Genomic DNA, 26,119 nt, shown 5'->3' on the forward strand with positions numbered 1-26,119 from the left:
GCTTTGCCCGGTTGAGTTCCCGCCGTCAATTGCACGTTTCCGTGGGCTGCCATGTCAAACTGGAAGGAGACCATGCCCTTTGCCGTGCGGAGCAGGGCAGGCCGTGGGAGGATCGCAGGAAGCAAGGCAATCGAACTGCCAGTCGGCATGCGGCCCGATCTCCGGGACCGGGCCGAGCACCTGTCAGAAGAGTGGCTTAGCGATAACGCCAGCCACCATGCCACCGCTCGCGATGCACCCAATAGCGATGCCCATCCCAGTAACCGCGGCCGGGATAGAAGATGCCGACAGCCGGGCCGACGGGCACGACGACGACAGGCCGTCCATCCGGGCGGCAATAGCCATAGGGGCCGCGATGAAAGCCGATACCGCACCCGTCGCGGGCCTCGGCCGGCGTGATGGCCGCAAAGCAGGCGGTCGCGGCAAAAGCCAGCAAAATGATCTTTTTCATGATGTCCTCATTCGTCCTTGAAGAGCTTACGCTGTTATCCCTTCAGCGCTTAAACGGCTGCGTTCGGCAAATCCGTCGCTGCATTTCGATCATTTTGCAATGAGATGAAAAGGGCCGGCATTTGCTGCGCACGAGCCGGCGAGCCCTGCGAGAGAACCGCGCTTGCCGCGGGTCAGGATCGGATTTCGAGAGCCTGTGATGGGCACGACTTTACCGTGGGGGCCGCTTTCTTGCCGATGATCGGTACGCGCCGGATGAAGGCGCGCAGGACGGCGAGGATTGCCTTGTATTGTTCCCCCGGGCACAGACGACCGCTGGCATCATAGGTGAAAAGGAGACGGCGTCTGGCGAATGCGTGTGCCAGCCACAGGGCGAAGGCGACGCCAACGCCCCAGCCCATCAGCGTGTCGCTTGCCCAATGCGCGCCCACCCATTGGCGCGACAGGCAGATCAGGACGCCGACAGGCATGAAGACAGGGCGAAGGCGGGGAAAGACCAGCGCCAGCGACATCGCCATGGCCCCGGCCGTTGCCGAATGTCCGGAGGGAAAGGAGGCGAAATCAGCTTGGAAGGCAAAGGGTTTGAAGGAGAAGGCGCCGTTCGTATCCAGGAGTTCCGGTCTGGCGCGACCGATGATGTTCTTGGCAAGCGAATCGACGATGCCGCCGCCGGCGACCGCCAGGAAAACGAAGGCGGCTGCGGTGGCGATGAGATCTGCGCCCGTTCGCATGGATTTGCGCAATTTATGCGCGGGTGCGAGGATCGCAAATATCAGCAGCGCGCCGCTGAATGACAGCACCAGCAGCCCCGTGCCGAGGCTGCTGATCCATTTTGCCATCCCGCGCAACTGCGTGGGAAACGACTTCATCCAGACGCCCAAGGGATAGTCGGCCGTCCACATGACGAGCAACGACAGCGCAAGGAAGATGGCGATGATGACGATCGGACGCTCGAGAAATGCGCGATTTGCGGGCGGTTTAACGGCCGGTGTGTTGAAGAAGCAGCGCAGGCCGCCGGTCATGCGCCTGCGACCGGTGTCGGCGGAACGCTCCAGCATTTCCTTCACGGCCTGTCGGCCCCGCTGCCATGCCTGCATAAAGCTGACTTTCCGTTGCTGTCGATACAGCCGCTCATGGAGCCGGCCTCACCAATCGCCTTCCGCTCCGTTTCCCTTGCAAGGGGCTGCTACAGCAACACGCTGACAGCCGCCTGAAAGGCGCGATCTCGGGCAAAAGCGGCGGGGAGGATTGCCTCAGCCGCCATTTTTAGCGACAATCGAGGTAGCGTTCGGTGGGAGGAGCCAAATGCAAGAGTATTCCGCGCATGCGGATCAGGTTTACGCGTCGGCGCAATCGGCGGCGGCGAGTTCGTCTGTCGTTGCCTCCTGGCGACGATGCATGATCATGCATCGCCTCGCGCCGGAGGAAAAGCGTATGCCGATGCGTCTCGGCGCTCAGGAGTTTCAAGCGGCGCTGGAGCGATCGGAGCGGCTGGTCGCCGAAGCCAGCAACGAGCTGGATCGCCTTTTCCTTGCGGTTGGTAAAGCCGGCTGCTGCCTGCTTCTGACCGATCGGGACGGTATCGCACTGGAACGCCGCGGCGCTGCCGGCGACGACAAGGAGTTCCACGATCTGGGCCTGTGGACCGGCTCCGTCTGGACCGAGGCCAGCATCGGTACAAACGGAATCGGTACGGCGCTGGCCGACGAGCGGGCCGTGGCGATCTTTCGCGATCAGCACTTTCTTTGCGCTAACATCGACTTGAGCTGCACGACCGCACCGATCCGGGATCATCGTGGACAATTGGCCGGAGCGCTCGACATTTCCACCTGCCGCGATGATGTTAATGATGCAACCTTGGCAATTCTGTCGCAGACCGTACGCGATGCCGCACTGCGTATCGAACTCAACCTGTTCAGGAGCGCCTTTGCCGGGGCCCGCTTCGTCATGGTTCCCACGGACACTGCATCCACTTCGGCGCTGCTCGCGGTCGATCGCAACGACCTCGTGCTCGGTGCCACGCGGGCCGCGCGCCTCGCGTTGAAACTCGACGATCACAGCATTGCTGCCGGAGTTCCTGCATCTGACGTTCTTCGCGAACAGGCAGCGGTGGGCGAAGACCTGGCAGAGGCCGAACGTGCCGCCCTGCTCAGGGCTCTTTCGCGTGCCAATGGCAATGTTTCCCAGGCAGCGGCCGCGCTCGGCATGAGCCGCTCGACGCTGCATCGGAAGATGAAACGGCTCAATCTGCACTGAATTGCCGGTGAGGGCACTTTCGGCGAGGTAGCTGTCGCAGAGTTGCGACACTGTGCGATGCAGCACTTGACGCCGCCCCTATCGCCCACCGCCATATGCAACCAGACTTCCCCCCATTGGGTTCGTTGAGCGAACCTGCCGACCAAGGGAGGATGGCATGCTGCATCAGAAGATCGTCGAATCTCCGTTCAAGCTGAAATACGGCAATTATATCGGCGGCGAGTGGCGCGCGCCGATCGCCGGCAAGTATTTCGATAACCTGACACCAATCACCGACGGCAAGATCTGCGAGATCCCGCGCTCCGACGAAAAGGACATCAACGCTGCGCTCGATGCTGCTCACGCGGCAAAGGACAAGTGGGGCCGGACCTCCATCACCGAGCGTTCCAATATCCTGATGAAGATCGCCCAGCGCATGGAAGATAAGCTGGAAGTGCTGGCACAGGCCGAAAGCTGGGATAACGGCAAGCCGATCCGCGAGACCATGGCAGCCGACATTCCGCTCGCCATCGATCACTTCCGCTATTTCGCTTCCTGCATCCGTGCACAGGAAGGCTCGATCGGCGAGATCGACCACGACACCGTCGCCTATCACTTCCACGAGCCGCTCGGCGTCGTCGGGCAGATCATTCCGTGGAACTTCCCGATCCTGATGGCCGCCTGGAAGCTTGCGCCGGCGCTGGCCGCCGGCAATTGCGTTGTCATCAAGCCCGCCGAACAGACGCCGGCCTCGCTGCTCGTCTGGGCCGAGCTTGTCGGCGATCTCCTGCCGCCGGGCGTTCTCAACATCGTCAACGGCTTCGGCCTTGAGGCCGGCAAGCCGCTTGCCACCAGCCCGCGCGTCGCCAAGATCGCCTTCACCGGCGAAACGACGACCGGCCGGCTGATCATGCAATATGCCAGCCAGAACCTCATCCCCGTCACGCTTGAGCTTGGCGGCAAGTCGCCGAACATCTTCTTTGCCGATGTCGCGGCCGAGGATGATGATTTCCTCGACAAGGCGCTCGAAGGCTTCGCGATGTTTGCCCTCAATCAGGGTGAGGTCTGCACATGCCCGAGCCGCGCGCTGATCCAGGAATCGGTCTATGACCGCTTTATGGAAAAGGCGATCAAGCGTGTGGAGGCGATCAAGCAGGGCAATCCGCTCGATTCCGCAACGATGATCGGGGCGCAGGCATCGAGCGAGCAGATGGAGAAGATCCTCTCCTATCTCGATATCGGCAAGCAGGAAGGTGCGGAAGTGCTGACGGGCGGCGCTCGCGCCGATCTTGGTGGCGAACTGGCGAGCGGCTATTACATCAAGCCAACCATCTTCAAGGGGCACAACAAGATGCGTGTGTTCCAGGAAGAGATCTTCGGTCCGGTCGTCTCGGTCACGACCTTCAAGGATGAGAAGGAAGCGCTCGAAATCGCCAACGACACGCTCTATGGCCTCGGTGCCGGTGTCTGGACCCGCGACGGCAATCGCGCCTATCGCTTCGGCCGCGAGATCCAGGCAGGCCGTGTGTGGACGAATTGCTATCACGCCTATCCCGCGCATGCGGCCTTCGGCGGCTACAAGCAATCCGGCATCGGGCGCGAGACGCACAAGATGATGCTCGATCATTACCAGCAGACCAAGAACATGCTGGTGAGCTACAGCCCGAAGGCGCTCGGCTTCTTCTGAGACCTCCCAACGAAACCAATGAGGCTCCCAGCTGTGGCTGGGGGCTTCGTGCATTTGCAGGCGATGAGGGAGGATCATCATGGACGACAATGGATCGGAGCCTCGGGTGCTCGCGACCGACAAGGCGCTCGAGCTTATCCGCGAGATACAGGAGGATCACCCCGATATCCTCTTCCATCAGTCCGGAGGCTGTTGCGACGGCTCTTCGCCGATGTGCTATCCGGCCAACGAGTTCATGATCGGCGACAACGACGTCAAGCTCGGCGAGATCGGCGGCGTGCCGGTCTATATCGGCGGCAGCCAGTTCGAAGCCTGGAAGCACACGCAGCTCATCATCGACGTCGTGCCAGGTCGTGGCGGCATGTTCTCCCTCGACAACGGAAGAGAGAAGCGCTTCCTGACCCGATCCCGCCTGTTCGGCGGCGGCGAGGCTTGCGCGATCCCGGATATCCGGCCGTCGCCAAAGCCATAACCAAGGTCATAAATGGCGTGTAGTATTCGCCTAATACCCGCGACCTCAGCTGCTTTGCTAAAGTGCCATCCGTTGGTTCCAAGGGAGGAAGACGATGCCAGCAGCAAAGATCCTGATGATCACAGGTGATTTCACCGAGGACTATGAAACCATGGTGCCGTTCCAGACGCTGCTTGCCTGCGGCTATACGGTCCATGCCGTCTGCCCCGGCAAGAATGCCGGCGAGACCGTGGCAACGGCCATCCACGATTTCGAAGGTGACCAGACCTATTCCGAGAAGCGCGGCCACAATTTTGCGCTAAACGCGACCTTCGCCAGCATCCGTGCCGAAGATTACGACGCGCTCGTCATTCCGGGTGGCCGCGCGCCGGAATATCTGCGCCTGAACCCAGAGGTCATCAAGGCCGTCCAGCACTTCTTCGCGGCAGGCAAGCCCGTCGCCGCAATTTGTCACGGCGCGCAATTGCTGGCGGCTGCCGGCGTCCTCAAGGGACGTACTTGCTCTGCCTATCCCGCCTGCCGTCCCGAGGTGGAACTCGCCGGCGGCATCTATGCCGATATCGCCATCAATGATGCGGTCGCCGACGGTAATCTGGTGACCGCACCGGCCTGGCCGGCGCATCCGTCGTGGCTGCGTCAATTCATGGCCGTGCTCGATGCTGCCGCATTGTCGGAAGCAAACGCCGCCTGAAACTTTGGGAGAGAACGCGCATGTGCGAATTGTTCATCAAGGCCGATGCGAGACTTTGGGAAAGCACGACGCGCTCCCTGCGCATCGATGGCATGGTGACCAGCGTCAGGCTTGAAAACTTCTTCTGGTCGAAGCTGGAGGAAATCGCGCGGCGTGATGGCATGAACGTGGTGCAGCTGATTACCAAGCTGCACCACGAATCGATCGACGCCGGCCACGATCTCGGCAATTTCACCTCGTTCCTGCGGGTCTGCTGCGCCCGATATCTCGACCTGCAGCTTGCCGGCAATATTTCGAGCGATCTCTCCCAGCCCATCGCCGGCGTCGATGCTCCCGCGATCCTTGGCCGTGAGCGCTTGAAGTATCACTGAACGTATTGCCTATGCGGCGCCTGGGAGGCGGCTCGCGTTTGCCCGTGCGTCCGACAATCGCTCGGCAATCAGCCGCGTCACTGCATCCGCCGCAGCGTCCATGTAGCTGGGATCGCGATGGAGCAAAACGACGGCAAAGGAGCCGTCGAGGAGCAGCATGATCTGGCGTGCGAGCGGCAGGGCATCGCCTCCCGCTCCCGCCTCCGAGAAGATCGAGCCCAGCCAGTCCTCGACGCGCCTCTTATGGGCGCGTGCCGCCACCAGGGCCGGATGGCCGGGAAGGTTGATGAGTTCGACCGAGGTGCGCAGGAAGCCGCAACCTTTCCATTTGGCGCTGCGCGCCGACTGCGCCAGATGGCGGAAAATGCCGGCAACCCTCTCGGCGATATCGCCGTCCGCCTCCTCGAACCAGCGCTTGAAGAGGGCAAGGTTCGGCTCGTCGCGCGCCTGCAGATGGGCGGCGATCAGGTCGTCCTTGCTGCGGAAATGATAATAGAGGGTGCGCTTGGTGACGCCCGCCTTGTCGGCGATGGCGTCAACGCTGATAGCGCGGATACCACTTTGGTGGAAGAGTTTTCCAGCGGCCTGAAGAATGCGTTCGCGGGTCGGCTGGGAGCTGTCTTTCATGGCCCAATGTATACCGGGTAGTGAATATACACAACGCGGCAATAGCCCCATGCTGTCGGCCATGAGCGAGCAACCACGTCCATCCCCGAGTTCAACCGGCCAGGTGATTTCCATTCCGTGCCGGGACGGAGTTGTTCTCGGCGGCCATCTTTGGCAGGCGGAGACCAAGTGGCCGGCAGGTAGCGTCATTATCAATCCGGCCACCGGCGTTCTCGCGCGCTACTATCATCGCTACGCGCAGTTTCTGGCCGGGCATGGGTTCGATGTCCTGACTTATGATTATCGCGGCATCGGTCAGTCTCGGCCGCAGCAGCTACGGGGTTCAGGCTATCGCTGGCGGGATTGGGGCGAGCGGGATTTCGATGCGGCGCTTCAGTGGATGACCAGTCATCGTCGCAGCGATCCGCTGATGGTGGTTGGCCATAGCGTCGGGGGCTTCCTGCCAGGCTTGGCCGAACATGCGCCGATGATCGATAGAATCCTGACGGTTGGTGCCCAATATGCCTGGTGGGGCGATTACATGCCGCGCAGGCGGGCCGCTCTCTTCTTCAAATGGCATGTCGCCATGCCCGCGATAACCGCGTTCTGCGGTTATTTTCCAGGCCGCCGGCTTGGCTGGCTGGAGGACCTGCCGAAAGGCGTGGCAAACGAATGGAGTTTTCGCGGTCGCCGGTTTGAGCGCAGCCATCCAAAGGGTGAGCAAACGGATGCGCTGCGGCGCATGGCAGCCGTCATCGCGCCCGTTCTGGCCGTCGCGGTTTCCGACGACGAACTCGGCACCTTACCGGCCATTCGCCGCACGTTGAACTACTATACTGGCGCGCGACGCCTGTCGGTGCTGCTTCGCCCGGCCGATTTCGGCCGGGGTACGATCGGCCATTTCGGCCTGTTTCACGACAGCTACAAGGACAGCTTCTGGACCGATACGCTTTCCTGGCTGGGGGAGGGCCGCAATCCCTGGCCATCTGCCCTCATCGGTGCAGAGGCCGGATAGCCTATTCATGAAAATTGAATATAGCTTTATGCCGATTATGCTGCCTAATCACTAGGTGCGGCCTCCCATATCTTATGCGCATCGAACCCGAAACGCTTGCGACAGCAGGAGAGATGCGATGAAGAAGCGTGTACTTGGAAATACCGGCCTTGAAGTTTCGACTCTCGGCTTCGGCTGCATGGGCATGAACTTCGGCTATGGTCATGCGCTGAGCAAGGATGACAGTATCAGGCTCGTGCGCAATGCCGTCGAGCGTGGTGTGACCTTCTTTGACACCGCCGAGATCTATGGTCCCTTCACCAATGAGGAAATCGTCGGCGAGGCCCTGAAACCCGTTCGCGATCAGGTCGTCATCGCCACGAAATTCGGCTTCAGGATCGAGAATGGCAAATCCAACGGCCTCGACAGCCGTCCGGAGCATATTCGCGAGGTCGTGGATGCCTCGCTGAAGCGGCTGGGCATCGAGGTCATCGACCTGCTGTACCAGCATCGCGTCGATCCCGAAGTGCCGATCGAGGATGTGGCCGGCACGGTGAAGGAATTGATCGCCGCCGGCAAGGTGCGGCACTTTGGCCTTTCCGAGCCCGGTGCGCAGACGGTGCGTCGCGCCCACGCGGTGCAGCCGGTGACGGCATTGCAGAATGAATATTCGCTCTGGACGCGCGGCCCCGAGACGAACGGCATCCTGCAGGCCTGCGAGGAATTAGGCATTGGTCTCGTGGCCTACAGCCCACTCGGCAAGGGCTTCCTGACCGGCGCGATGGGCAAGGATACGAAGATGAGCGAGAATGATTTTCGCAAGATCCTGCCACGCTTCACGCCGGAGGCGATGGAGAAGAACCAGGCACTCGTCGATCTCCTGAAGCAGATTGCCGACCGCAAGCAGGCAACACCAGCCCAGGTCGCGCTGGCATGGCTGCTTGCACAGAAGCCCTGGATCGTGCCGATTCCCGGTACAACCAAGCTGCATCGTCTGGAAGAAAACCTTGCGGCCGCGGATGTCGAGCTGAGCGCGGCCGATCTCGCCGAAATTCAGCGCGCCGCCGCGGACATCGCGATCGAAGGCGAGCGCTATCCGGAGCAACTGATGAAGACCACCGGCCGCTGATATGAGCATTCCCGTGGCCGCCGATGGGCGGCCACAAACCCTATGCCGCGTTTGCTGCCAGCATCACGATGGCGCAACCGCGTAGCGCAGATAGATCGCCCCATGCGCCAGCGGCTCGCAGCTCTTCAACGAGAGCTGAACCTTCCCTGCCAGGCCCGCCTCACCGTATTCGACGATGCTCTGGCTTGCAGCGCGCCCATCGAGGACTGGCGCGATGATCAGGCTGATTTCATCGACGAGGCCGGCGGCAAGGAAGGAGCCGTTGATCCCCGCGCCACCCTCCAGCAACAGCCGCTTGATGCCGAGTTCGCGCTCCAGCGTCTCCAGCATGACAGATAGGTCGGGCTGGGCTTGCGCCGAGACGATGTAGGAGATCCCGTCACCCGCCAGTTCGGCAAGATGGCTATCCGCCACATCGCTGCCGAGAAGGACGACGATGTGATCGCCATCAATCTCATTCCCTGTGAAATGCAGCTTGCCGGAAGTGTCTACGGCAATGGCGAAATTGGCGGCCTTCCGATTGGCGAAATGGAAGGGGCGCTCCATCTTGCCGTGCTCATGCGGCGGATGGGGGCTGCCTTTGCTCAGTTCGGCCATCGTGACGCGACCGACCATCCAGGCATCGCCCTCAAGCCTTTCGTGGCAGGATTGATAGAGAGCGCTCCAGTCGCCGAGCTTGCCGTCCGGACTGCCCGTCCACCGGCTGGGATGCAATCCGCCATCGAGCGAGGAAACCATGTGACAGATGACATAGGGCTTCATGATTGTGCTTGTCCCAAGATAATCGGTGTCGCGCACCTTCTCCAGCCAGGCCGCCGGCGAGCCGTTTTCTTTCTCGCCACACATGCCCAGGCCACTCTTCAAGGCACCTTAGACTTGTCGCATAATTGGGACCATACAATATAAATCGCATACAATTATATCCGAGGCTCATGAATGCAGCGAGAAGAACTGGTCGATCTCAACGCCTTTGCTGTTGTGGCCGAGGAGAAGAGTTTCACGCGTGCCGCCGCGAAACTCGGCACGTCGCAGTCATCCCTCAGCCATACGATCCGGCGCCTGGAGGCGCGGCTGGGCGTACGCCTGTTGACACGCACGACGCGCAATGTCGCGCCGACGGAAGCGGGCGAGCGGCTGCTTGCCACGCTTCGCCCGGCGCTCGAAAGCATTGATAGCGAACTCGCTTCCTTACGCGAATTGCGCGAAAAGCCCACGGGAACCATCCGCATCACCACGTCGGAGCACGCGGCCGCCACTATTCTCTGGCCAGCTCTTGAAGGGCTTCTGCCGCAATATCCGGACATCCATATCGAACTCAGCATCGATTCCAGCCTGCGTGATATCGTTGCCGATCGCTTCGATGCAGGTGTCCGGCTCGGCGAGGCACTCGCCAAGGACATGATCGCGGTCAGGATCAGCCCGGATGTGCGCATGGTCATCGTCGGTTCTCCGGCATATCTCGCCAAGCATCCAGCGCCGAGGACGCCGAACGAACTTGCCGAGCACAATTGCGTCAATCTGCGTTTGCTGAGTTCCGGTGGCCTCTATGCCTGGGAGCTGGAAAAGGATGGGCGGGAGCTTCGCGTGCGGGTGGACGGTCAACTCGTCTTCAACAATGTCGGCATGATCGTGCGGGCCGTGAGGGCGGGATTGGGCCTTGGCTTCGTCATGGAAGACCATGTTGCCGCCGACGTGGCGGAGGGGCGGCTGGTGCGCGTCATGGAAGACTGGTGCGTGCCGTTTTCCGGCTATCATCTCTATTATCCGAGCCGCCGGCAACTTTCGGCCGCCTTCTCGCTGCTGGTCGAAGCGTTGCGTTATCGGGATTGACGGCTCCGGTGAGGATTAAGCCGAGCTCGGCCGCAATCATGAATGGTGCGCCACTCCTTCCTGGCTATGCCTGCAAAATTGAACGACGTCCGGCGGATTATCCGGATTTCCGAATTGTAAAATCGCAAATTGCCGCTTAATTCCTCTATTTGATGCTCTTACATAACGCATAAAATTATGTAGCGGCTGCAGGCCGGCTGGGGGATAATGCATGCATCTTGAAGATTATGCCGCACTCGGCCGCTCGGAGTTGCGCGTCAGTCCGCTTGCGCTCGGAACCATGACTTTCGATGAAGGCTTCGCCCGCCAGTCAGGTGAAAATCAGCCTGCGGCGGTTCTCGGCCGCTATCTCGAACTCGGTGGCAACTATCTCGACACCGGCAACGGGACCATGAAAGCGGGCGGCCAGACGGTTGTCGGCAGCTATGTCGTACAGAACTCGGTCAGACGCGATCACCTTGTCATTGCCGCCAAGTTCGATGTCGAGTGGCATGGCGAAGCGCTCGGCCGCAAAGCCGTCGTAGCCGGCTTCGAGCAAGCCCTTCGGCGACTGCGCACCGACTATCTCGATCTCTATTGGCTGGATAACTGGGACATTCAGGCGCCTCTGGAAGAAATGCTGGCGGCGCTCCATGATCTCGTTCAGTCGGGAAAACTGCGTTATTTCGGCATTTCCGATGCGCCGGCCTGGAAGGTCGCACATGCGCATCTCCTGGCGCAGTCCAACGGTTGGGCTCCGTTCATCGGTCTGCAGATCGAATATTCGCTGGCGGCACGGCTATTTGAAGCCGAGCTCATCCCGCTGGCGCGCGGATTGGGGCTTGGCGTCGTCTCGCATTCACCGTTGAGCGGCGGTCTCATCAGCGGCCAATATACGCGCGCCAACAATAGCGGTATGATGGCGGGTCACGCAGCGAAACTGGCGCAAAGGCCCGACGAGCAAGATCTTGAAATCGTTGACGCCTTGTTCCGCGTTGCCGACGAACTCGGCACGACGACCGCCCGCGTCGCCCTTGCCTGGGCAATGGCGCGGCGGGGAGTATCCTCGACGATTATCGGCGTTCACACGCTGGCACAACTCGATGAGGATATCGGCGCACTGCAGGTCCAGCTTTCGCCGGAACAGACGGCGACGCTGGACGCGCTTACAATCCCCAATCCTGTTATTGCCCTGCCGCTCCCGTTGCAGAATGCGGCACCCCTGTGCTGCGTGGACTGAACTGCGGCTTGCGAGTGATTATCGGCGCCGACATTTACCGGCGGCCGCAATCGCTTTCCTTATCGGCGGGCTGGCCTATCTCAGTTGTCAGTCGTCTATATGAGGCATTGCATGAGCAGCGGGGCGCAGCCACTGAATGTGAATCGGAACGTATTGCGTGAACTCGTTGCCGGATTGAGCGACGGCATCATCCTGCTTGACCCTGAGGGCGAGATTTCCTGGGCGAACAACGCCGCCTTGCAAATGCACAGAGTTTCAGGTGTCGAGGAACTGGGCAGCGATGCAGCCGGTTACAGACAGGCTTTCACGCTGCGCTATCGCAACAACCATCTTCTGGAAGAGGGGCAATATCCCATCGAGCGTCTGCTGAAGGGGGAGGCGGTCGATGAGGTGACGGTCGAGATATCGCCCGCGTCGGGCCTCGATCTCGTATGGGTTCATACAGTTCGTAGTCTGGTCATTTCCGATGCCGGCGCTCGTCCGGACGTGCTCGCCCTCATCATTCGCGACGAGACGCCGCTTTTCGAAGCGGAGGAGCGTTTCGAGCGGGCGTTCAACGCCAATCCCGCCCCTGGCCTGATCTGCCGGCTCGACGACCTCCGCTTCATCCGGGTCAACCAGGGTTTCGTCGAGATGACGAACTTCACCAAGGAAGAGGTTATCGGAAACACCGTCGGCGAGTTGGGTCTCTTTGCCAATTGCGACACGGGCGAGGATGCGCTGGCAAAGCTTGCGGAAGGGCGCCTGATTCGTCAGCGCGAGGCCCTGATCCCGCTGCCCGATGGTAGCGACCGGCTCGTCATCATCGCTGGCGAGCCCATTGCCGTCGGCGAGGAACCATGCATGTTGTTCACCTTTGCCGATCTCGATGCACGGAGAAAGGCTCAGAATGCGCTCCGTCAAAGCGAGGAGCGCTTCTCGAAGTCATTCCGGCTCTCGCCGGCGCCGGCGGCGATTTCCCGCCTGGATGATTTCGTCTTCACAGAGGTCAACGACGCCTTTGTCCAGCTCTCGGGTTATCGCCTAGAGGACGTCATCGGCAAGACAGCAGGCGAGCTGCATCTGTGGGGCGATACGGCTGCCCGGCGCGTTATGGAGCGGAAGCTGCTGGACAACATGCCGCTTCGCGATGAGGCGATGCGGATGACACAGAAAGACGGCAGCCTTGCGGATTGCCTCGTCTCCGCCGAGCGTGTCGAGATCAGTGACCAGCAATGCGTCATCTGGTCGGTGCAGGATGTTACGGAGCGCAGACGCAGCGAAGCTGAGCTGGTTGAAGCCATAGAGAGCGTGATGGCCGATACGTCCTGGTTCAGCCGCTCCATAGTCGATCGGCTTGCGACCGTGCGACAGGTTTCCAACGGCAAGGTGCCATCGGCGCAGATTCTCGACCTTAGCGACCGTGAAAGAGAAATTCTCGCCTTGATCTGCCGTGGCCAAAGTGACGCGGAAATGAGCGAGACGCTGCATCTCTCCAGAAACACGATCCGCAATCATGTTGCCTCGCTCTATGCGAAGATCGGGATCAATCGGCGCTCGGCAGCGGTGATCTGGGCGAGGGAGCGCGGATTTACCGGTATATCGGCGGTCTCCAAAGGGAAGAAATCACGGTGAATGCAGCGGCATTCGGGCTCCGCCCGATTGCCCCGCTTTAAGGAAAATAGGCATGCGTGGCGACAAAAAGGCGATTTTATACTAACCTCAATAGTATTTTCTGCTCTGCACGCATCTGTAGCGGCGCCCTACTTCATTGTTCATGGTTTCGGTCGAGTGCCGACACCTCTTCTTTTGAAAACCAAGGAGACAGGACAATGGATAAGAACCGTGTCAAAGGTGCAGTCAAGGAAGTAAGCGGCTCTATCAAGGAGGCCGCGGGAAAGCTGACGGGAAACGATCAGCTTCAGGCAGAAGGTACTGCCGAGAAGATGGAAGGGAAGATCCAATCCAAGGTCGGCAAGGCCAAGGACGCCATCAAGAATGCGCTTCGCTGACGCCAGAAGGCGCGCGAATCCCGCTCTTGCGATCTTGCCGAGGCTCATCGATGCTCTTCCTGGCCAAGCTTTCATCGCTACCGACATCGTCGGATAGCTGCGCGACCTGCGCAGCTATCCGCTGCCTGATTGCCTATGCCGAAGGGTTGGAAGCCTCGCATATCGACGTTACCGCCGTAGAGGGCGCGATTATCCTGTCGGGCGTCGCATCATCCGACGAAGCCCGCGAGCGGGCTCTTGGGATCGCCGGCGAATACGCCGGAATTCGCATCATCAACAATATAGCTATTCGCGCCGACCGAGGGCCGTCGGACCAGTCCGAGGCCGGCGCCTAGCATCCTGGCGCCAATCGCGCTGACGACGGCGTTCAGGCTCCCGAAGGAGAAAACCATGAAAGAGATTATTATCGCGGCTGCGGCCATCACTGTTGCGCTGGGTTCCGTGGCCTCGGCCGCCAGCACTCATCATCCGGAGAAGCGGTCGACACAGGTCGCTTCTCAGCCGAAGGAACGCCTTGGGACACTGTCTTGCGAGGTCGCAGGCGGCGTTGGCATGATCATCGGTTCCAACAAGAAGGTCAGCTGCACCTTCAAGCAGCGGTCCGGCAAGGTCGAGCGCTATACCGGGAGCATTGGCAAACTCGGTATCGATGTCGGGATTACCGGCAAGACCTATCTGAGCTGGGTGGTCGTCAATACCGCACCAACGCGCGTCGGTGAAGGCGCTCTCGCCGGCACCTATGTCGGCGCCTCCGCCGGTGCTTCCGTCGGTCTCGGCCTCGGTGCCAACGCCCTGGTTGGCGGCAATTCCAAGAACTTTGCCTTGCAGCCGCTGAGCGCTGAGGCCGGAACCGGTCTCAATGTGGCTGCTGGCGTTTCGCGCCTGCAACTGAGCCCTGCCAGCTGATAGGTGCCGGCAACGGCGACCCCATCCACACAGGCGCGCCGTTGCCACTTCCATATTCATTCTCATTCCAGAAAATTAGCGGGTTAGCAGAGTGCTACCCGCTCCCAAAGAACACGTCGCGAGGTCAGTTCCGTGAGTGAAACCGTTAGCTACAATACCAGTTTCCCGTCATCCGCAGATGCGTTGCTTGTCCACCGAACATCTTGGGGTGCGATCCTCGCAGCGAGCGCGATCGCCCTTGCCGTTCAGATTGTACTGAACCTTCTCGGTGTCGGTATCGGCGCGGCCATCGTCAATCCAGCCGGCAGCCACGATGCGCCCGGTCTCACAGCCTCGCTCACCGGGGCGGCCTGGTTCATCGGTTCCGGGCTGCTTGCGTCCTTCGTCGGCGGCTATATCGCGAGCCGTCTTTCCGGATCGATATCCACCACCGTCGGCATTCTGCATGGACTTGCCGCCTGGGCAGTCTCGAGCCTGATCGTCGTCTATCTGCTGACTACGTCGGTCGGAGCGGTGGTCGGCGGTGCCTTCAACGGCGCCACGGAACTGTTGTCCGGCACCGGAAAAACGGTTCAGACGGCAACGGTCGGCGCTATGCCTGTCATAAGCAGTGTGCCAAATCCGATCGATGCGATCGAACAGCAGATCCGTAACAGTGGCAATGATCCGCAGGCGTTGCGTCAGGCAGCCGTGGTCTCCGTCCAGGCCGTGCTGACTGACGACCCCGCCAAGGCCGACGAAGCGCGTACCCGTGCAGCAGATGCTTTGGCTCGGGCACAGAACATACCGGCAGATCAGGCGAAGAATGAGGTGGCTCAATACGAACAGCAGTATCATCAAGCCGTCGATGCGGCCAAGGCGAAGGCTATTCAGGCGGCTTCGGTCACAGCGAAGGTTGTTTCAGCAGGGGCCATCGTCGCCTTCGTCTCGCTCGTTCTTGCGATCGTCGCCTCTTCGATCGGCGCAGCCTGGGCCGCCGCTAGCAATCGCGATCTGTATTAGGCCGACAAGAATACCCCTGATGCAGAGGCATTGCGGAGGACGACATGATAATCCGGACGCGACCAGAAATTGGCCGCGTCCGTACGTTTTCCAGTTCACTTCACGCGATGTCGAAGCGGTCGGCGTTCATCACCTTGGTCCAGGCTGCGACGAAGTCCTGTACGAACTTCTTCTCGGCATCGGCTTGGCCGTAGACTTCGGCGATCGCGCGCAGCTGCGAGTTGGAACCGAAGACGAGATCGGCCCGCGTCGCGGTCCACTTCACGTCGCCGGTTGCGCGGTCGCGCCCTTCGAAGACGTCCTTGGCGTCGGAAACGGCTTTCCACTCCGTGCTCATGTCGAGCAGGTTCACGAAGAAGTCGTTGGTGAGCGCCTCCGGACGCTTGGTGAAGACGCCGTGCTGGCTCTGGCCGACATTGGCGTTCAGCGCACGCAGACCACCGACTAGCGCGGTCATTTCCGGAGCTGTCAGTGTCAGCAGCTGCGCCTTGTCGATCAGCAGCTCTTCCGTAGAGACGGTGTAGGCCTGCCGCTGGTAGTTGCGGAAGCCGTCGACGATCGGCTCGAGAACGGCAAAGGCCTCGACATCGGTCTGTTCCTGCGTCGCATCGGTACGGCCCGGAGCAAACGGCACGACCACGTCATGGCCGCCCTTCTTCGCTGCCTGTTCGACGGCGACGGAGCCGCCGAGAACGATCAGATCGGCAAGCGATACCGACTTGCCGCCGGTCTGGGCATCGTTGAACTTCTTCTGGATGCCTTCGAGCGTCTGCAGCACGGAAGCAAGCTGGGCCGGCTGGTTGGCGTCCCACTCCTTCTGCGGAGAAAGGCGGATGCGGGCGCCGTTTGCGCCGCCGCGCTTGTCGGAGCCGCGGAAGGTGGAGGCCGAAGCCCAGGCGGTCGATACCAGCTGCGAGATGGTCAGGCCCGATGCCGCGATCTCGCCTTTGAGCTTGGCGACATCGTTGGCATCGATCGATGCGTGACCGGCAGCCGGGATCGGGTCCTGCCAGATGAGCTCTTCGCTCGGCACTTCCGGGCCGAGATAGCGGACGCGCGGGCCCATGTCCCGGTGGGTCAGCTTGAACCAGGCGCGGGCGAAGGCGTCGGCAAAGGCATCCGGGTTTTCAAAGAAGTGCCGCGAGATCTTTTCGTAGGCCGGGTCGAAGCGCAATGCCAGGTCCGTGGTCAGCATGGACGGAGCGTGACGCTTGGACTTGTCGTGCGCATCGGGCACCGAGTTGGCGCCTGCGCCGTGCTTCGGGGTCCACTGATGCGCGCCAGCCGGGCTCTTCGTCAGTTCCCATTCGTAGCCGAACAGGTTCCAGAAGAAATTGTTGCTCCACTTGGTCGGCGTCGAGGTCCAGGTGACTTCGAGGCCGCTGCCGATTGCGTCACCGCCCTTGCCGCTGCGGAAGCTGTTCTTCCAGCCGAGGCCCTGTTCTTCGATGCCTGCTGCTTCCGGCTCCGGGCCGACATGGGCTGCATCGCCAGCGCCATGCGTCTTGCCGAAGGTATGGCCGCCGGCGATGAGGGCGACGGTTTCCTCGTCGTTCATGGCCATGCGGGCGAAGGTTTCGCGAATGTCGCGCGCTGCGGCGAGCGGGTCAGGATTACCGTTCGGGCCTTCCGGGTTGACGTAGATGAGGCCCATCTGCACGGCTGCGAGCGGGTTTTCCAGATCGCGGTCGCCGCTATAGCGCTTGTCGGCGAGCCAGGTGTCTTCCGCACCCCAATAGATGTCTTCTTCCGGTTCCCAGATGTCTTCGCGGCCGCCGCCGAAGCCGAAAGTCTTGAAGCCCATGGATTCCAGCGCGACGTTACCGGTGAGGATCAGCAGGTCGGCCCAGGAGATGCTGTTGCCGTATTTCTGCTTGATCGGCCAGAGCAGGCGGCGAGCCTTGTCGAGGTTGACGTTGTCAGGCCAGCTGTTGAGCGGTGCGAAACGCTGCGTGCCGGAAGAGGCGCCGCCGCGGCCGTCGCCGGTGCGGTAGGTGCCGGCGCTGTGCCAGGCCATGCGGATGAAGAGCGGGCCATAATGGCCGAAGTCGGCCGGCCACCATTCCTGCGAATCCGTCATCAGGGCGGTGAGGTCTTTCTTCAGAGCCTCCAGATCGAGCTTCTTGAATTCCTCGGCATAGTTGAATGCCTTGCCCATCGGGCTGGATAGCGCCGTGTTCTGGTGAAGAATCCGAAGGTTCAGCTGGTTCGGCCACCAGTCACGGTTCGAACGGGCCGAAACGCTCGTGTTTCCATGCGGAAACGGACACTTGCCGGCATTTTCGACTTTATTATCCATAATTTTTCTCCCTTACGATGATTTGAATTGTGACGACCGGAGATGGAGTTTTGCCAGCCCTCCGGGAAATGGTCCGGCTTGAAGGCGGGCATGGCGGCGACATGTCAGACGCATGAATTTCCCGTTGTTCTGGTCTTGCACGAAACAAGGACGTGAAAACAGGCAAAGCTTGGGTCCTCTGCCTTCCAACGCCCCGCACATCGATGAACTGAACGCAGTCAATGCTCCCAATGTGAGCTTCGTGTGACGGGCGGCCGCATCTCATCCTTGCCGCGGCACTATAGCCAAGGCTCTCCATTAATTTAAGTTGGATTTCCTGATTGGCGCGATAAGATAAACTTATGACGAACCTCACTCTCAAACAGCTGCGCTATTTCGAAGCGCTGGCCCGGCACGGCCACTTCGGGCGTGCCGCGGATCTATGTGCGATCTCCCAGCCCGCCCTGTCGATGCAGATCAAGGAACTGGAGGAGCAACTCGGCACGGATCTCTTCGAAAGGAGCGCGCGCCAGGTTCGGTTGACCAATTTCGGAGAGGCGTTTGCGATCCGTGTCCGCGACATCCTGCGTTCCGTCGACGAGCTGGGAGACCTTGCCCGCGCATCACACAATCAGCCGGTCGGCCGATTGCGGATCGGCATCATCCCGACGGTCGCGCCCTATCTGCTGCCGAGCATCATCGGCAATCTCTCCCGGATATATGACGGGCTCGATATTCATGTGCGCGAGACCCTGACATCGAAACTGGTCGAGGAACTGGAGGAGGGGAGACTGGATACGGCGATCGTCGCCCTGCCCATCTCCGAGGCATCTTTGACGGAGGTGCCGCTGTTTGCGGAAAATTTCGTGTTGGTGCGGCCGAGCGAGGACGAAGGCAAGCCCGTTCCCAACCGCGAGGCGCTTCGCGAGATGCGGCTGTTGTTGCTGGAGGAGGGCCATTGTTTCCGCGATCAGGCGCTCTCCTTCTGCAATATACAGTCGGCGCTCCCACGGGAACTAATGGACGGCAGCTCGCTGTCGACACTGGTGCAGATGGTCAGCGCCGGCATCGGCGTCACCTTGATACCGGAGATGGCCGTGGCGGTGGAAACCCGTTCCGCCTCGGTTTCCACCGTGCGCTTTCAAAGTCCCCAGCCTTCACGGACGATCGGCATGATCTGGCGCAGGACGAGCCCTCTCGCCAAGCAGCTGATGCAGATTTCCGAAGTGGTCCGCGAGGCTGCGGACGTCATGCGCGAGCAGCATGATTCGATCTGGCGCACGCAGGATCTGGAGCTTGATGGACGGTTGCAGAAGAAAGCCGCAAGGCGAGCCGGGAAGGGCGTCTTGTTTGACGCCGCCGATGATCCAGCGCCAGGCGGATAGCTCTCGCATCGTCACATTAACGCTGTTCGCAGCTTTTCCACAGGCCGGGATATTTCAAACGATTGAAACTATTTTAATCGTTTAAATAGTTTAATGCCTTGATTTACAAAGAAACTCTTCCATGTCATGCCAAGGATGCATGACAATGGAGGTCGTGATGCAAGAATTTGAAAACGTAAGAGATGAAATTCCTACGTATGTGATTGATCGCCTGGAAAATGAATGGCGGCTGGTACAGGCTCAGAGCGTTCCGGTGAAGATCGCGCTCTCCACCGAGACGCCTGCCCAGACAGCGCCGGGAGCGTCCGACAGCCTGACATCCGTCGACAAGTAATCATTTAAGGAGACCGGATCGCACCGTGCTCTGCTACCGTGCTCTGCTGATGAGAGCTCCGGTGAGGTCAATCTCGGCACTTCTCCTCTTCCCGTCACAACCCAGAAGCGGATCAGCCCCGGCTCATGGCCAGGGTTGTCGTTTGCTCCGTTGTTTACCGGGTGATGCGCTTCGCAAGATTGCTTCAGGCGTCGAGATAGCGCTCGGTCAGCCGTGCCCACATGGCGGCGCCGACGGTCAGGCTTTCGTCGGCGAAATCATACTTGGCACTGTGGAGAATGGCCGAGTTCAAGCCATTGCCGAGGCGCAGGAAGCTGCCGGGCTTGTGTTCCAGGTAATGAGAGAAGTCCTCGCTGCCGGGAATGAGGCTACAGGTGGTGACCTTGTCGGCGCCGACGAGTTCTTCTGCAACCATGCGCGCGAACTCCGTTTCCTTTTCGGAATTGACGACGACCGGATGACCGTGGGTGTAGTCGATTTCGACGCTCGCACCATAGCCGTCAACGATGGATTCTGTCAGCTTGCGGATGCGAGCCTCGAGCAATTCACGCACCTTCGGATCGAAGGAGCGGACGGTGAGCAGCATCTTCGCGCTTTCCGGAATGACGTTTGAAGCCTCGCCGGCATGGATGGCGCCGACCGTCACCACGGCCGTCTGTGTCGGGTCGATGCTGCGGGCAACGATCGTCTGCAGGCTGACGACGAGATTGCAGGCGATGACGACGGGATCGATGGTCAGATGCGGGCGCGACGCATGGCCGCCTTTGCCTGTGATGGTGATCTCGACCGTGTCCGCTGCCGCCATCAGCGGGCCGGAGCGCAACAGCCAGGTGCCTTCCGCAGCACCCGGATGATTGTGCAGCCCGTAAATGACGTCGAAGGGGAAGCGTTCGAAGAGGCCATCCCTAATCATTGCCGGGGCGCCGCTCACCGCCCCCGCCTCCTCGGCGGGCTGGAAGATGAGATTGACCGTGCCGTTGAAGCGGCGGGTGCGGGCAAGATATTCGGCAGCCCCCAGCAGCATGGTCGTATGGCCGTCGTGGCCGCAGGCATGCATCTTGCCCGGCACCTTGCTGGCATAGGTATGGCCGGTCTGCTCGGTGATCGGCAGGGCGTCCATATCGGCGCGGATGGCGATGCTCTTCTTGCCGGCTCCAACAGTCATGCGCGCGACGACGCCGTGGCCACCGACATTGCGCGTCACTTCATAACCCCAGGCTTCCAGCTTCTCGGCAACGAAGCGTGCGGTTTCCGCTTCTTCGAAGGAAAGCTCGGGATTGGCGTGCAGATGCCGGCGGATGCCAGTCAGTTCGGCCTTCATCGGCTCGAAGTCCGAGAGCCGGGCGAAATCGTTGTCGAGGGTCATGGCTATTCCAATGGTTCGCTTGAGCCGCCATCCGCCATAGAGCGTGCAGGCTTTACTGATGATGGAGCTGTCGCGCTAGATGAAGCGCGACAGGAAGCTTCTGGTGCGCGGATGCTGCGGATTGCCGATCACATCCTCCGGCTTGCCCTGTTCGACGATCTTGCCGCCATCCATGAAGACGACGCGGTCGGCCGCTTCGCGGGCAAAGCCGATCTCGTGGGTGACGACGATCATGGTCAGGCCCTGGCTGGCGAGATCGCGCATGGTTGCCAGCACTTCGCCGACCAGTTCCGGATCGAGCGCCGAAGTCGGCTCGTCGAACAACATCAGCTTCGGCTTGATCGCCAGTGCTCTGGCGATCGCCACGCGCTGCTGCTGGCCGCCGGAAAGCTGCCTAGGGTAGTTGTTGGCCTTGGTCGAAAGCCCGACGCGGTCGAGGAGTGCGAGCGCGTTCTCCGTCGCCTGTTTGCGGCTTTCGCCATGGATGCCGATCGGCGCCTCGATGACATTCTGCAGCGCCGTCATATGCGGGTAGAGATTGAACTGCTGGAATACCATGCCGATCTTGCGCCGCTGCAGCGCGATCGCGTGGTTGGACAGTTTGACGAGCCGGCCCTTGTTGAGCCGGTAGCCGATCTGCTCGCCATCAACCTCGATCGAGCCGCGATTGATCGATTCCAGATGATTGATGCAGCGCAGGAAGGTCGACTTGCCGGAACCGGATGGCCCGAGAATGACGACCACTTCGCCTGGTGCGACATCAAGGTCGATGCCTTTCAGGACTTCGAGGTTTTCGAAGGATTTGTGGACGTTACGCGCCTGTACCAGCGGCCGCACGTTGGCCTTGGTACCCGTTGGGATATTCATCGGGGCGTTCATTGGCCCGCCTCCTGTGCCGGCACGAGCGCCGGCGAGCTGCCCTTTACGGCCTTCGCCGCGCCGGAACGGCGGTCGGCGCGGCTATAATAGCGCTCGATGTAGCTCTGGCCGATGTTCAGCACCGAGGTAATCAGCAGATACCAGATGACGGCGACGAGCAGCATCGGGACGACTTCGAAGGTGCGGTTGTAGATCGACTGCACGGAGTAAAGCAGGTCTGCCATGGCGATGACACTGACGAGCGAGGTCGCCTTGATCATGCTGATGAGCTGGTTGCCCGTCGGCGGCACGATGGAGCGCATGGCCTGCGGGATGATGATGCGGCGGAGCGCGCGGATGCGCGTCATGCCGAAGGCTTCGGCCGTCTCGAACTGGCCCCTGTCGACCGAAAGCAGGCCGCCGCGGATGATCTCCGCCATATAGGCAGCTTCATTCAGCGCCAGGCCGGCAATGGCCGCCGTCATCGGGCTGATGACGGAATTCGTGTCCCAGCTGACGAAGGTCGGGCCGAAGGGAATGCCGATCGAGAGCGTCGGGAAGAGCGTCGAGAGATTGTACCAGAAGATCAGCTGCACCAGCAGCGGCGTGCCGCGGAAGAACCAGATGAACAGCGAGGCGAGCGAGCTTGCGAGCGTATCCTTCGACAGCCGCGCGATCGCCAGCAGCAGGCCGAGCACGATGCCAACCGCCATGGCGACGACGGTCAGGCCAAGCGAGACATAGAGGCCGCTGATAACGACGGGATCGAAGAAATACTGGCCGACGACGTGCCAGCCAAAGTTCTCGTTGTTGGCAACCGACCAGGCAAAATAGGCCGCGATCGCGAGGGTTATCACCCAAGCCGCCACACGGCCCTTCGGAAACGGTTTATGGGCATTCGCCACATCCCGTTCGGCCGCATCGCCTGAAGGCGATGCGATATATCCGGTGTTCGTACTCATTTCGGCAACGTCCCGCCAAGATTGATACCGGGTTCCTTGATCATGTTGTTCTCAAGGCCCCATTTCTTCATGATGGCGGCATAAGTGCCATTGTCCATCAGAACCTTGACGGCATCCTTGAGAATGGGGCCGAGCGGCGAGCCCTTCGGCACGACTGCGCCCTGATAGAGATCCTCGAAACCGTTCTTCTGGCCGACGCCGGTCAGTTCCAGCTGGCCGTTGGCCTGCGAAACGAAATAGGTGAGCGGCGCCTGCGAAGAGAAGAAGGCGTCGGAACGCTTGGAGCGGACGGCGAGGATCGAGCTCGGCTGGTCGGTGAAGGACTGGACCTCGATCGCACCCTTGCCGTCGGTCTTGCATTTCTCGGCCTGGACCTGGATGACCTTCTCGGCCGATCCGCCGGCCATGACGGCGATGCGCTGGCCGCAGGCGCTGTCGAGCGAGGTGATGCCCTTCGGATTGCCCTTCTGGACGGCGAAGACGACGAATTCCTGCACCCAGTCGACGAAATCATTGGCCTCTTCGCGGCTCTTGAAATCGCCGATCGGGCCGAAGGCGAATTGGTAGCGGCCGGAATTGATGCCGGCGAGGATGGCGGGCAGACCGCTGACGCTTTCGTGCTCGATCTTCACGCCGAGGATCTCGCCGATCGCGTCGGTCAGGTCCGCGCTGGCGCCGGTGAGCTTGGTGCCGGTGACGATCTCATAGGGAGGGAAGGAGCCGTTGTTGACGGAGATCATCTTGCCGGAGGTTCGTAGGGCTTCGGGCAGCTTGGCGTGCAGATCGGCGTTGACCGAAAGTTTCGGCGGGCTGGCGTCTTGCGCAAGGGCCGAGCCCGAGATCATCAGGCCTGCCACGGTAAGGTAGGTCATTTTCTTCAGCGACATATTTGTTCCCCTTTTTTGCTTTGCATTTTTGAGTTTTTGTCGATGGTTACTTGGCGCTCGTCCGGCTACCGTCGACGTCGAACGGGAAGAGTTCCTCCGGCGTCATCAGGCGCGGCAGGATGCCTTGCACATGCAATTCCCCAGCGAAATCGGCGATCATCTTGCGATTGGCAGCAAAGCCGCTGGCATCCCAGCCCTCCGGCAGCTCTGCTGCCGATTTCAAGAGTTCGTCGAGCATGAAGGGCGTGGTGTCGGCATATTTGCGCCGCTTGCTAAGCCAGACGCGCTGCGATTCATCGATCAGGGCGCTCAACTCGGCAATGACCCAGGGATGCTCGGCGACGATTTCGGCCTTCAATCCGATCAGGTGCATACCCGGTACATAGCCCACATCGTCGAAATAGCGACGCTCGGCGCTGCGGAAATCGGAAAGGAGCTGGCGGAAGCCGGAACCGCCGGCGAAATAACCGTCCGGCATGAAAGGTGTGAAGATCGCGTCGAGCAAACCTTCTTTCAGCAGATCCACCATCGGCCTTTCGCCGGGTGCGGCCTCGATGCGGCCGGCACGGCCGAAGCCGTCGAGGCGATCGGTGATCGGGTGGGCTTCGGTCAGGCGGCCGGCATACCACATGGCATCCTCGACGCCGACGCCTTCGCGGCGAAGTGCGGCGCGTGTCCACGTATTGCCGGAGTCGCGCCAGCCGGTGACGCCGATACGCTTGCTGGCCAGTTGCCCGAAGCTCGTGATCGGGCTGTCCTTGGTGGTGATGACACAGCGGTGGCGGAAGCCGCGCATGATGAAGTTCGGAATGCCGACGACGCTCTCGTCGCCGTCGATGCGCAATTGCGTATAACGGCTGAACGAGGTTTCGGCCGCGTCATAGGCATCGCTCTTGCCGACATGCGAGATGAGCGTGCCGACACGATCCACCTTGAGGTCAAGCTTGGGGGAGGAGACGTCACCCAGGACCAGCGGCGTCATATAGTCCCAGTCGCGGAGGGCAAGGCGGAGAGTTAGAGGCATGAATATTCACTCGCTGGAAAACTTGTTTTTCAGATGATTAAATGTTCAATATTTGTCGATCAAATGTTATTACGTTATTGAACATTAAAAGATGGCGTGGAAATGAGCGATAATCGGGACGCGAAGTGGTTTGCCGAAAAATTAAACGATCGGACGATTCGCGGTATCGCGCTTGAAACGAGCGCGTTGATCCGCGCCGGCGCGCTGCCTGTTGGTACCAAATTGCCGCCGATCCGCGATCTGGCCTTTGCGCTCGGTATCAGTCCGGCAACTCTTTCGGAGGCGTGGAGCGAGCTTAGGCGCCAGAAGATCATCAGCGGGCGCGGCAGGAACGGCACATGGGTCAGCGGCGACCGTTTCATTGCCAAGCCGGCGCGTCTTGCAAGCGCGGGCGACTATGGCAACGACGCCCTCAATCTGACGGCGGCCGTGCCCGATGTCCGGTTGCTGCCGAAACTGGAAGCGGCGATGGCCTACGGGGCCTCAGCCGAAAATCTCAACAGTTACGAGCGCAATCGCATCCTACCGGAGCTGGAGGAGGAGGTCAGGAAGACCTGGCCATACGAGCCGGAGGCGTTCCTGGCGACCAATGGCGGCTATAATGCCGTCTACACCTTGATCAATGCCTTGGTCATGCCGGGCGCTGCCGTTGCGATCGAGGACCCCACAGGCATGCGGCTTCTCGATATTCTGGAGGATCGCGGTGCCCGCATCATTCCGGTGAAATGTGACGAAGAGGGCCCGCTGCCGTCTTCGCTGGAAGAAGCGCTGAGATATCGCCCCGTTGCATTCATCTTCCAGCCACGCGTCCATTCCGTCACCGGCCAAAGCGTGAGCGTGGCGCGCATGGCGCGCATGGCGGAGATCCTTCGCGACACGGATACGTTGATCGTGGAAGACGATGGTATTGCCGATATCTCGACGGCTCCGCGCCATTCCATGGGGCAGCTCTTTCCCGATCGCGTCATCCATATCCTGCCATTTTCCAAGACGCACGGGCCGGATCTGCGCCTCGCGGTCTTGTCGAGTTCGCGGGCGATCGTCGAGCAGATCCAATCCTATCGCAGCTTCAGTTCAGGTTGGACGAGCCGCATTCTGCAGGCGGCCGCCGCCTGGCTGCTACGCGATCCGGCAACTGAAGCCTGCCTCGACCATGCCCGTAAGACCTATCGAGAGCGCCGGGCCGGTCTCATCGATGCGCTCGGCGAGCGCGGCGTCGTTGCGCGCCACGGAGAAGGGTTGTCTGCCTGGGTGCCGGTCTCGTCGGAGCCCTTCGCGATGGTGACGCTTGCAGCCAGGGGCATCGCGGTACATCCGGGCGCCAAGTTTTCGATCCTGTCCAGCAGCCATTTGCGCGTCGCGACGGCCAATCTCGCGGAACGGCGCGAATACGTTGCGGATGCCATCGCACTTGCTGCGGTTCATACGTGATCGCTGAGACC

The 26,119-nt window shown here is 60.8% G+C and carries 27 protein-coding genes; 17 read left to right on the plus strand and 10 right to left on the minus strand.

The features are described from left to right. Positions 1 to 196 precede the first annotated feature (196 nt). The gene (locus tag ACIQWP_RS02850) at positions 197 to 451 is read right to left on the minus strand and encodes a GCG_CRPN prefix-to-repeats domain-containing protein (protein WP_402782022.1); all 255 of its coding nucleotides are present in this window, start codon (positions 449 to 451) and stop codon (positions 197 to 199) included. A 172-nt stretch (positions 452 to 623) separates the two neighbouring features. Beyond that, a complete protein-coding gene (locus ACIQWP_RS02855; RefSeq protein WP_402782025.1) occupies positions 624 to 1,547 on the minus strand; it encodes a phosphatase PAP2 family protein in 924 nt (307 codons plus the stop codon). Between the two features lie 208 nt (positions 1,548 to 1,755). Between ACIQWP_RS02855 and ACIQWP_RS02860 the strand changes: the two genes are divergently transcribed. The 5 genes from ACIQWP_RS02860 to ACIQWP_RS02880 all read left to right on the plus strand — a co-directional run bounded on the left by ACIQWP_RS02860 (position 1,756) and on the right by ACIQWP_RS02880 (position 5,906). Continuing rightward, complete coding sequence (locus ACIQWP_RS02860; protein WP_402782724.1) at positions 1,756 to 2,706, plus strand: helix-turn-helix domain-containing protein; 951 nt, start codon at positions 1,756 to 1,758, stop codon at positions 2,704 to 2,706. Between the two features lie 157 nt (positions 2,707 to 2,863). Beyond that, the gene (gene adh, locus ACIQWP_RS02865) at positions 2,864 to 4,372 is read left to right on the plus strand and encodes an aldehyde dehydrogenase (RefSeq protein ID WP_402782028.1); all 1,509 of its coding nucleotides are present in this window, start codon (positions 2,864 to 2,866) and stop codon (positions 4,370 to 4,372) included. A 79-nt stretch (positions 4,373 to 4,451) separates the two neighbouring features. Further along, positions 4,452 to 4,844: a DUF779 domain-containing protein gene (locus ACIQWP_RS02870; protein WP_402782031.1), complete on the plus strand. Its 393-nt coding sequence runs from the start codon at positions 4,452 to 4,454 to the stop codon at positions 4,842 to 4,844. 94 nt (positions 4,845 to 4,938) lie between these two features. Then, a complete protein-coding gene (locus tag ACIQWP_RS02875; RefSeq protein WP_402782034.1) occupies positions 4,939 to 5,535 on the plus strand; it encodes a DJ-1/PfpI family protein in 597 nt (198 codons plus the stop codon). 20 nt (positions 5,536 to 5,555) lie between these two features. Continuing rightward, positions 5,556 to 5,906: a ribbon-helix-helix domain-containing protein gene (locus ACIQWP_RS02880; RefSeq protein WP_402782037.1), complete on the plus strand. Its 351-nt coding sequence runs from the start codon at positions 5,556 to 5,558 to the stop codon at positions 5,904 to 5,906. A gap of 9 nt (positions 5,907 to 5,915) precedes the next feature. Here the strand turns inward: ACIQWP_RS02880 and ACIQWP_RS02885 are convergent, their stop codons facing one another. Next, positions 5,916 to 6,533, minus strand: coding sequence for a TetR/AcrR family transcriptional regulator (locus tag ACIQWP_RS02885; RefSeq protein WP_402782040.1), 618 nt, complete (start codon positions 6,531 to 6,533; stop codon positions 5,916 to 5,918). 61 nt (positions 6,534 to 6,594) lie between these two features. Here ACIQWP_RS02885 and ACIQWP_RS02890 point away from each other — a divergent pair, with 61 nt between their 5' ends. Beyond that, a complete protein-coding gene (locus ACIQWP_RS02890; protein WP_402782043.1) occupies positions 6,595 to 7,527 on the plus strand; it encodes an alpha/beta fold hydrolase in 933 nt (310 codons plus the stop codon). A gap of 118 nt (positions 7,528 to 7,645) precedes the next feature. Further along, positions 7,646 to 8,635 carry an aldo/keto reductase gene (locus ACIQWP_RS02895; protein ID WP_402782046.1) on the plus strand — a complete coding sequence of 330 codons (990 nt, stop codon included), beginning with the start codon at positions 7,646 to 7,648 and terminating at the stop codon, positions 8,633 to 8,635. A 63-nt stretch (positions 8,636 to 8,698) separates the two neighbouring features. Here ACIQWP_RS02895 and ACIQWP_RS02900 read toward each other — a convergent pair whose 3' ends face one another. Further along, a complete protein-coding gene (locus ACIQWP_RS02900; RefSeq protein ID WP_402782726.1) occupies positions 8,699 to 9,397 on the minus strand; it encodes a RibD family protein in 699 nt (232 codons plus the stop codon). A gap of 174 nt (positions 9,398 to 9,571) precedes the next feature. Here ACIQWP_RS02900 and ACIQWP_RS02905 point away from each other — a divergent pair, with 174 nt between their 5' ends. The 7 genes from ACIQWP_RS02905 (at position 9,572) to ACIQWP_RS02935 (ending at position 15,583) form a co-directional block, all read left to right on the plus strand. After that, positions 9,572 to 10,465, plus strand: a complete 894-nt coding sequence (locus ACIQWP_RS02905) for a LysR family transcriptional regulator (protein ID WP_402782049.1) — start codon at positions 9,572 to 9,574, stop codon at positions 10,463 to 10,465. Positions 10,466 to 10,676: 211 nt separating this feature from the next. Next, complete coding sequence (locus tag ACIQWP_RS02910) at positions 10,677 to 11,684, plus strand: aldo/keto reductase (protein ID WP_402782052.1); 1,008 nt, start codon at positions 10,677 to 10,679, stop codon at positions 11,682 to 11,684. Positions 11,685 to 11,795: 111 nt separating this feature from the next. Beyond that, positions 11,796 to 13,298 (plus strand): PAS domain S-box protein, encoded by a 1,503-nt coding sequence (locus ACIQWP_RS02915; protein WP_402782055.1) that lies wholly within the window; start codon positions 11,796 to 11,798, stop codon positions 13,296 to 13,298. A 197-nt stretch (positions 13,299 to 13,495) separates the two neighbouring features. Continuing rightward, positions 13,496 to 13,675, plus strand: coding sequence for a CsbD family protein (locus ACIQWP_RS02920; RefSeq protein WP_402782058.1), 180 nt, complete (start codon positions 13,496 to 13,498; stop codon positions 13,673 to 13,675). 50 nt (positions 13,676 to 13,725) lie between these two features. Continuing rightward, positions 13,726 to 14,010: a BON domain-containing protein gene (locus ACIQWP_RS02925; RefSeq protein ID WP_402782061.1), complete on the plus strand. Its 285-nt coding sequence runs from the start codon at positions 13,726 to 13,728 to the stop codon at positions 14,008 to 14,010. A 55-nt stretch (positions 14,011 to 14,065) separates the two neighbouring features. Further along, on the plus strand, positions 14,066 to 14,581 hold the full coding sequence (locus ACIQWP_RS02930) for a DUF992 domain-containing protein (RefSeq protein ID WP_402782064.1): 516 nt from the start codon (positions 14,066 to 14,068) through the stop codon (positions 14,579 to 14,581). 132 nt (positions 14,582 to 14,713) lie between these two features. Then, entirely contained in the window at positions 14,714 to 15,583 is an 870-nt protein-coding gene (locus ACIQWP_RS02935) for a PhnA-like protein (RefSeq protein ID WP_402782067.1), read from the plus strand. Positions 15,584 to 15,683: 100 nt separating this feature from the next. Here ACIQWP_RS02935 and katG read toward each other — a convergent pair whose 3' ends face one another. After that, the gene (katG, locus tag ACIQWP_RS02940) at positions 15,684 to 17,882 is read right to left on the minus strand and encodes a catalase/peroxidase HPI (RefSeq protein WP_402782070.1); all 2,199 of its coding nucleotides are present in this window, start codon (positions 17,880 to 17,882) and stop codon (positions 15,684 to 15,686) included. 341 nt (positions 17,883 to 18,223) lie between these two features. On the opposite strand from katG, the gene ACIQWP_RS02945 reads away from it, so the two are divergent. Both ACIQWP_RS02945 and ACIQWP_RS02950 read left to right on the plus strand, forming a co-directional pair. Next, positions 18,224 to 19,246, plus strand: a complete 1,023-nt coding sequence (locus ACIQWP_RS02945; RefSeq protein WP_402782073.1) for a LysR substrate-binding domain-containing protein — start codon at positions 18,224 to 18,226, stop codon at positions 19,244 to 19,246. 157 nt (positions 19,247 to 19,403) lie between these two features. After that, the gene (locus ACIQWP_RS02950) at positions 19,404 to 19,580 is read left to right on the plus strand and encodes a hypothetical protein (RefSeq protein ID WP_402782076.1); all 177 of its coding nucleotides are present in this window, start codon (positions 19,404 to 19,406) and stop codon (positions 19,578 to 19,580) included. A 184-nt stretch (positions 19,581 to 19,764) separates the two neighbouring features. Here the strand turns inward: ACIQWP_RS02950 and ACIQWP_RS02955 are convergent, their stop codons facing one another. The 5 genes from ACIQWP_RS02955 to ACIQWP_RS02975 all read right to left on the minus strand — a co-directional run bounded on the left by ACIQWP_RS02955 (position 19,765) and on the right by ACIQWP_RS02975 (position 24,677). Next, the gene (locus ACIQWP_RS02955; protein ID WP_402782079.1) at positions 19,765 to 20,946 is read right to left on the minus strand and encodes a M20 aminoacylase family protein; all 1,182 of its coding nucleotides are present in this window, start codon (positions 20,944 to 20,946) and stop codon (positions 19,765 to 19,767) included. Between the two features lie 75 nt (positions 20,947 to 21,021). Beyond that, entirely contained in the window at positions 21,022 to 21,825 is an 804-nt protein-coding gene (locus tag ACIQWP_RS02960) for an amino acid ABC transporter ATP-binding protein (RefSeq protein WP_402782082.1), read from the minus strand. Further along, complete coding sequence (locus tag ACIQWP_RS02965) at positions 21,822 to 22,766, minus strand: amino acid ABC transporter permease (protein WP_402782085.1); 945 nt, start codon at positions 22,764 to 22,766, stop codon at positions 21,822 to 21,824. Before ACIQWP_RS02965 ends, ACIQWP_RS02960 begins: the two co-directional genes overlap by 4 nt. Then, positions 22,763 to 23,653 (minus strand): ABC transporter substrate-binding protein, encoded by an 891-nt coding sequence (locus ACIQWP_RS02970; RefSeq protein ID WP_402782088.1) that lies wholly within the window; start codon positions 23,651 to 23,653, stop codon positions 22,763 to 22,765. The genes ACIQWP_RS02965 and ACIQWP_RS02970 overlap by 4 nt, the downstream gene beginning before the upstream one ends. 46 nt (positions 23,654 to 23,699) lie before the next feature. Beyond that, positions 23,700 to 24,677, minus strand: coding sequence for a nitrate ABC transporter substrate-binding protein (locus tag ACIQWP_RS02975; protein ID WP_402782091.1), 978 nt, complete (start codon positions 24,675 to 24,677; stop codon positions 23,700 to 23,702). Between the two features lie 102 nt (positions 24,678 to 24,779). Here ACIQWP_RS02975 and ACIQWP_RS02980 point away from each other — a divergent pair, with 102 nt between their 5' ends. After that, positions 24,780 to 26,108: a PLP-dependent aminotransferase family protein gene (locus ACIQWP_RS02980; RefSeq protein WP_402782094.1), complete on the plus strand. Its 1,329-nt coding sequence runs from the start codon at positions 24,780 to 24,782 to the stop codon at positions 26,106 to 26,108. Positions 26,109 to 26,119: the final 11 nt, after the last annotated feature.

The sequence above is a fragment of the Rhizobium sp. NPDC090279 genome, assembly GCF_044769665.1.
In the GTDB taxonomy this organism is placed as follows: Bacteria; Pseudomonadota; Alphaproteobacteria; order Rhizobiales; family Rhizobiaceae; genus Rhizobium.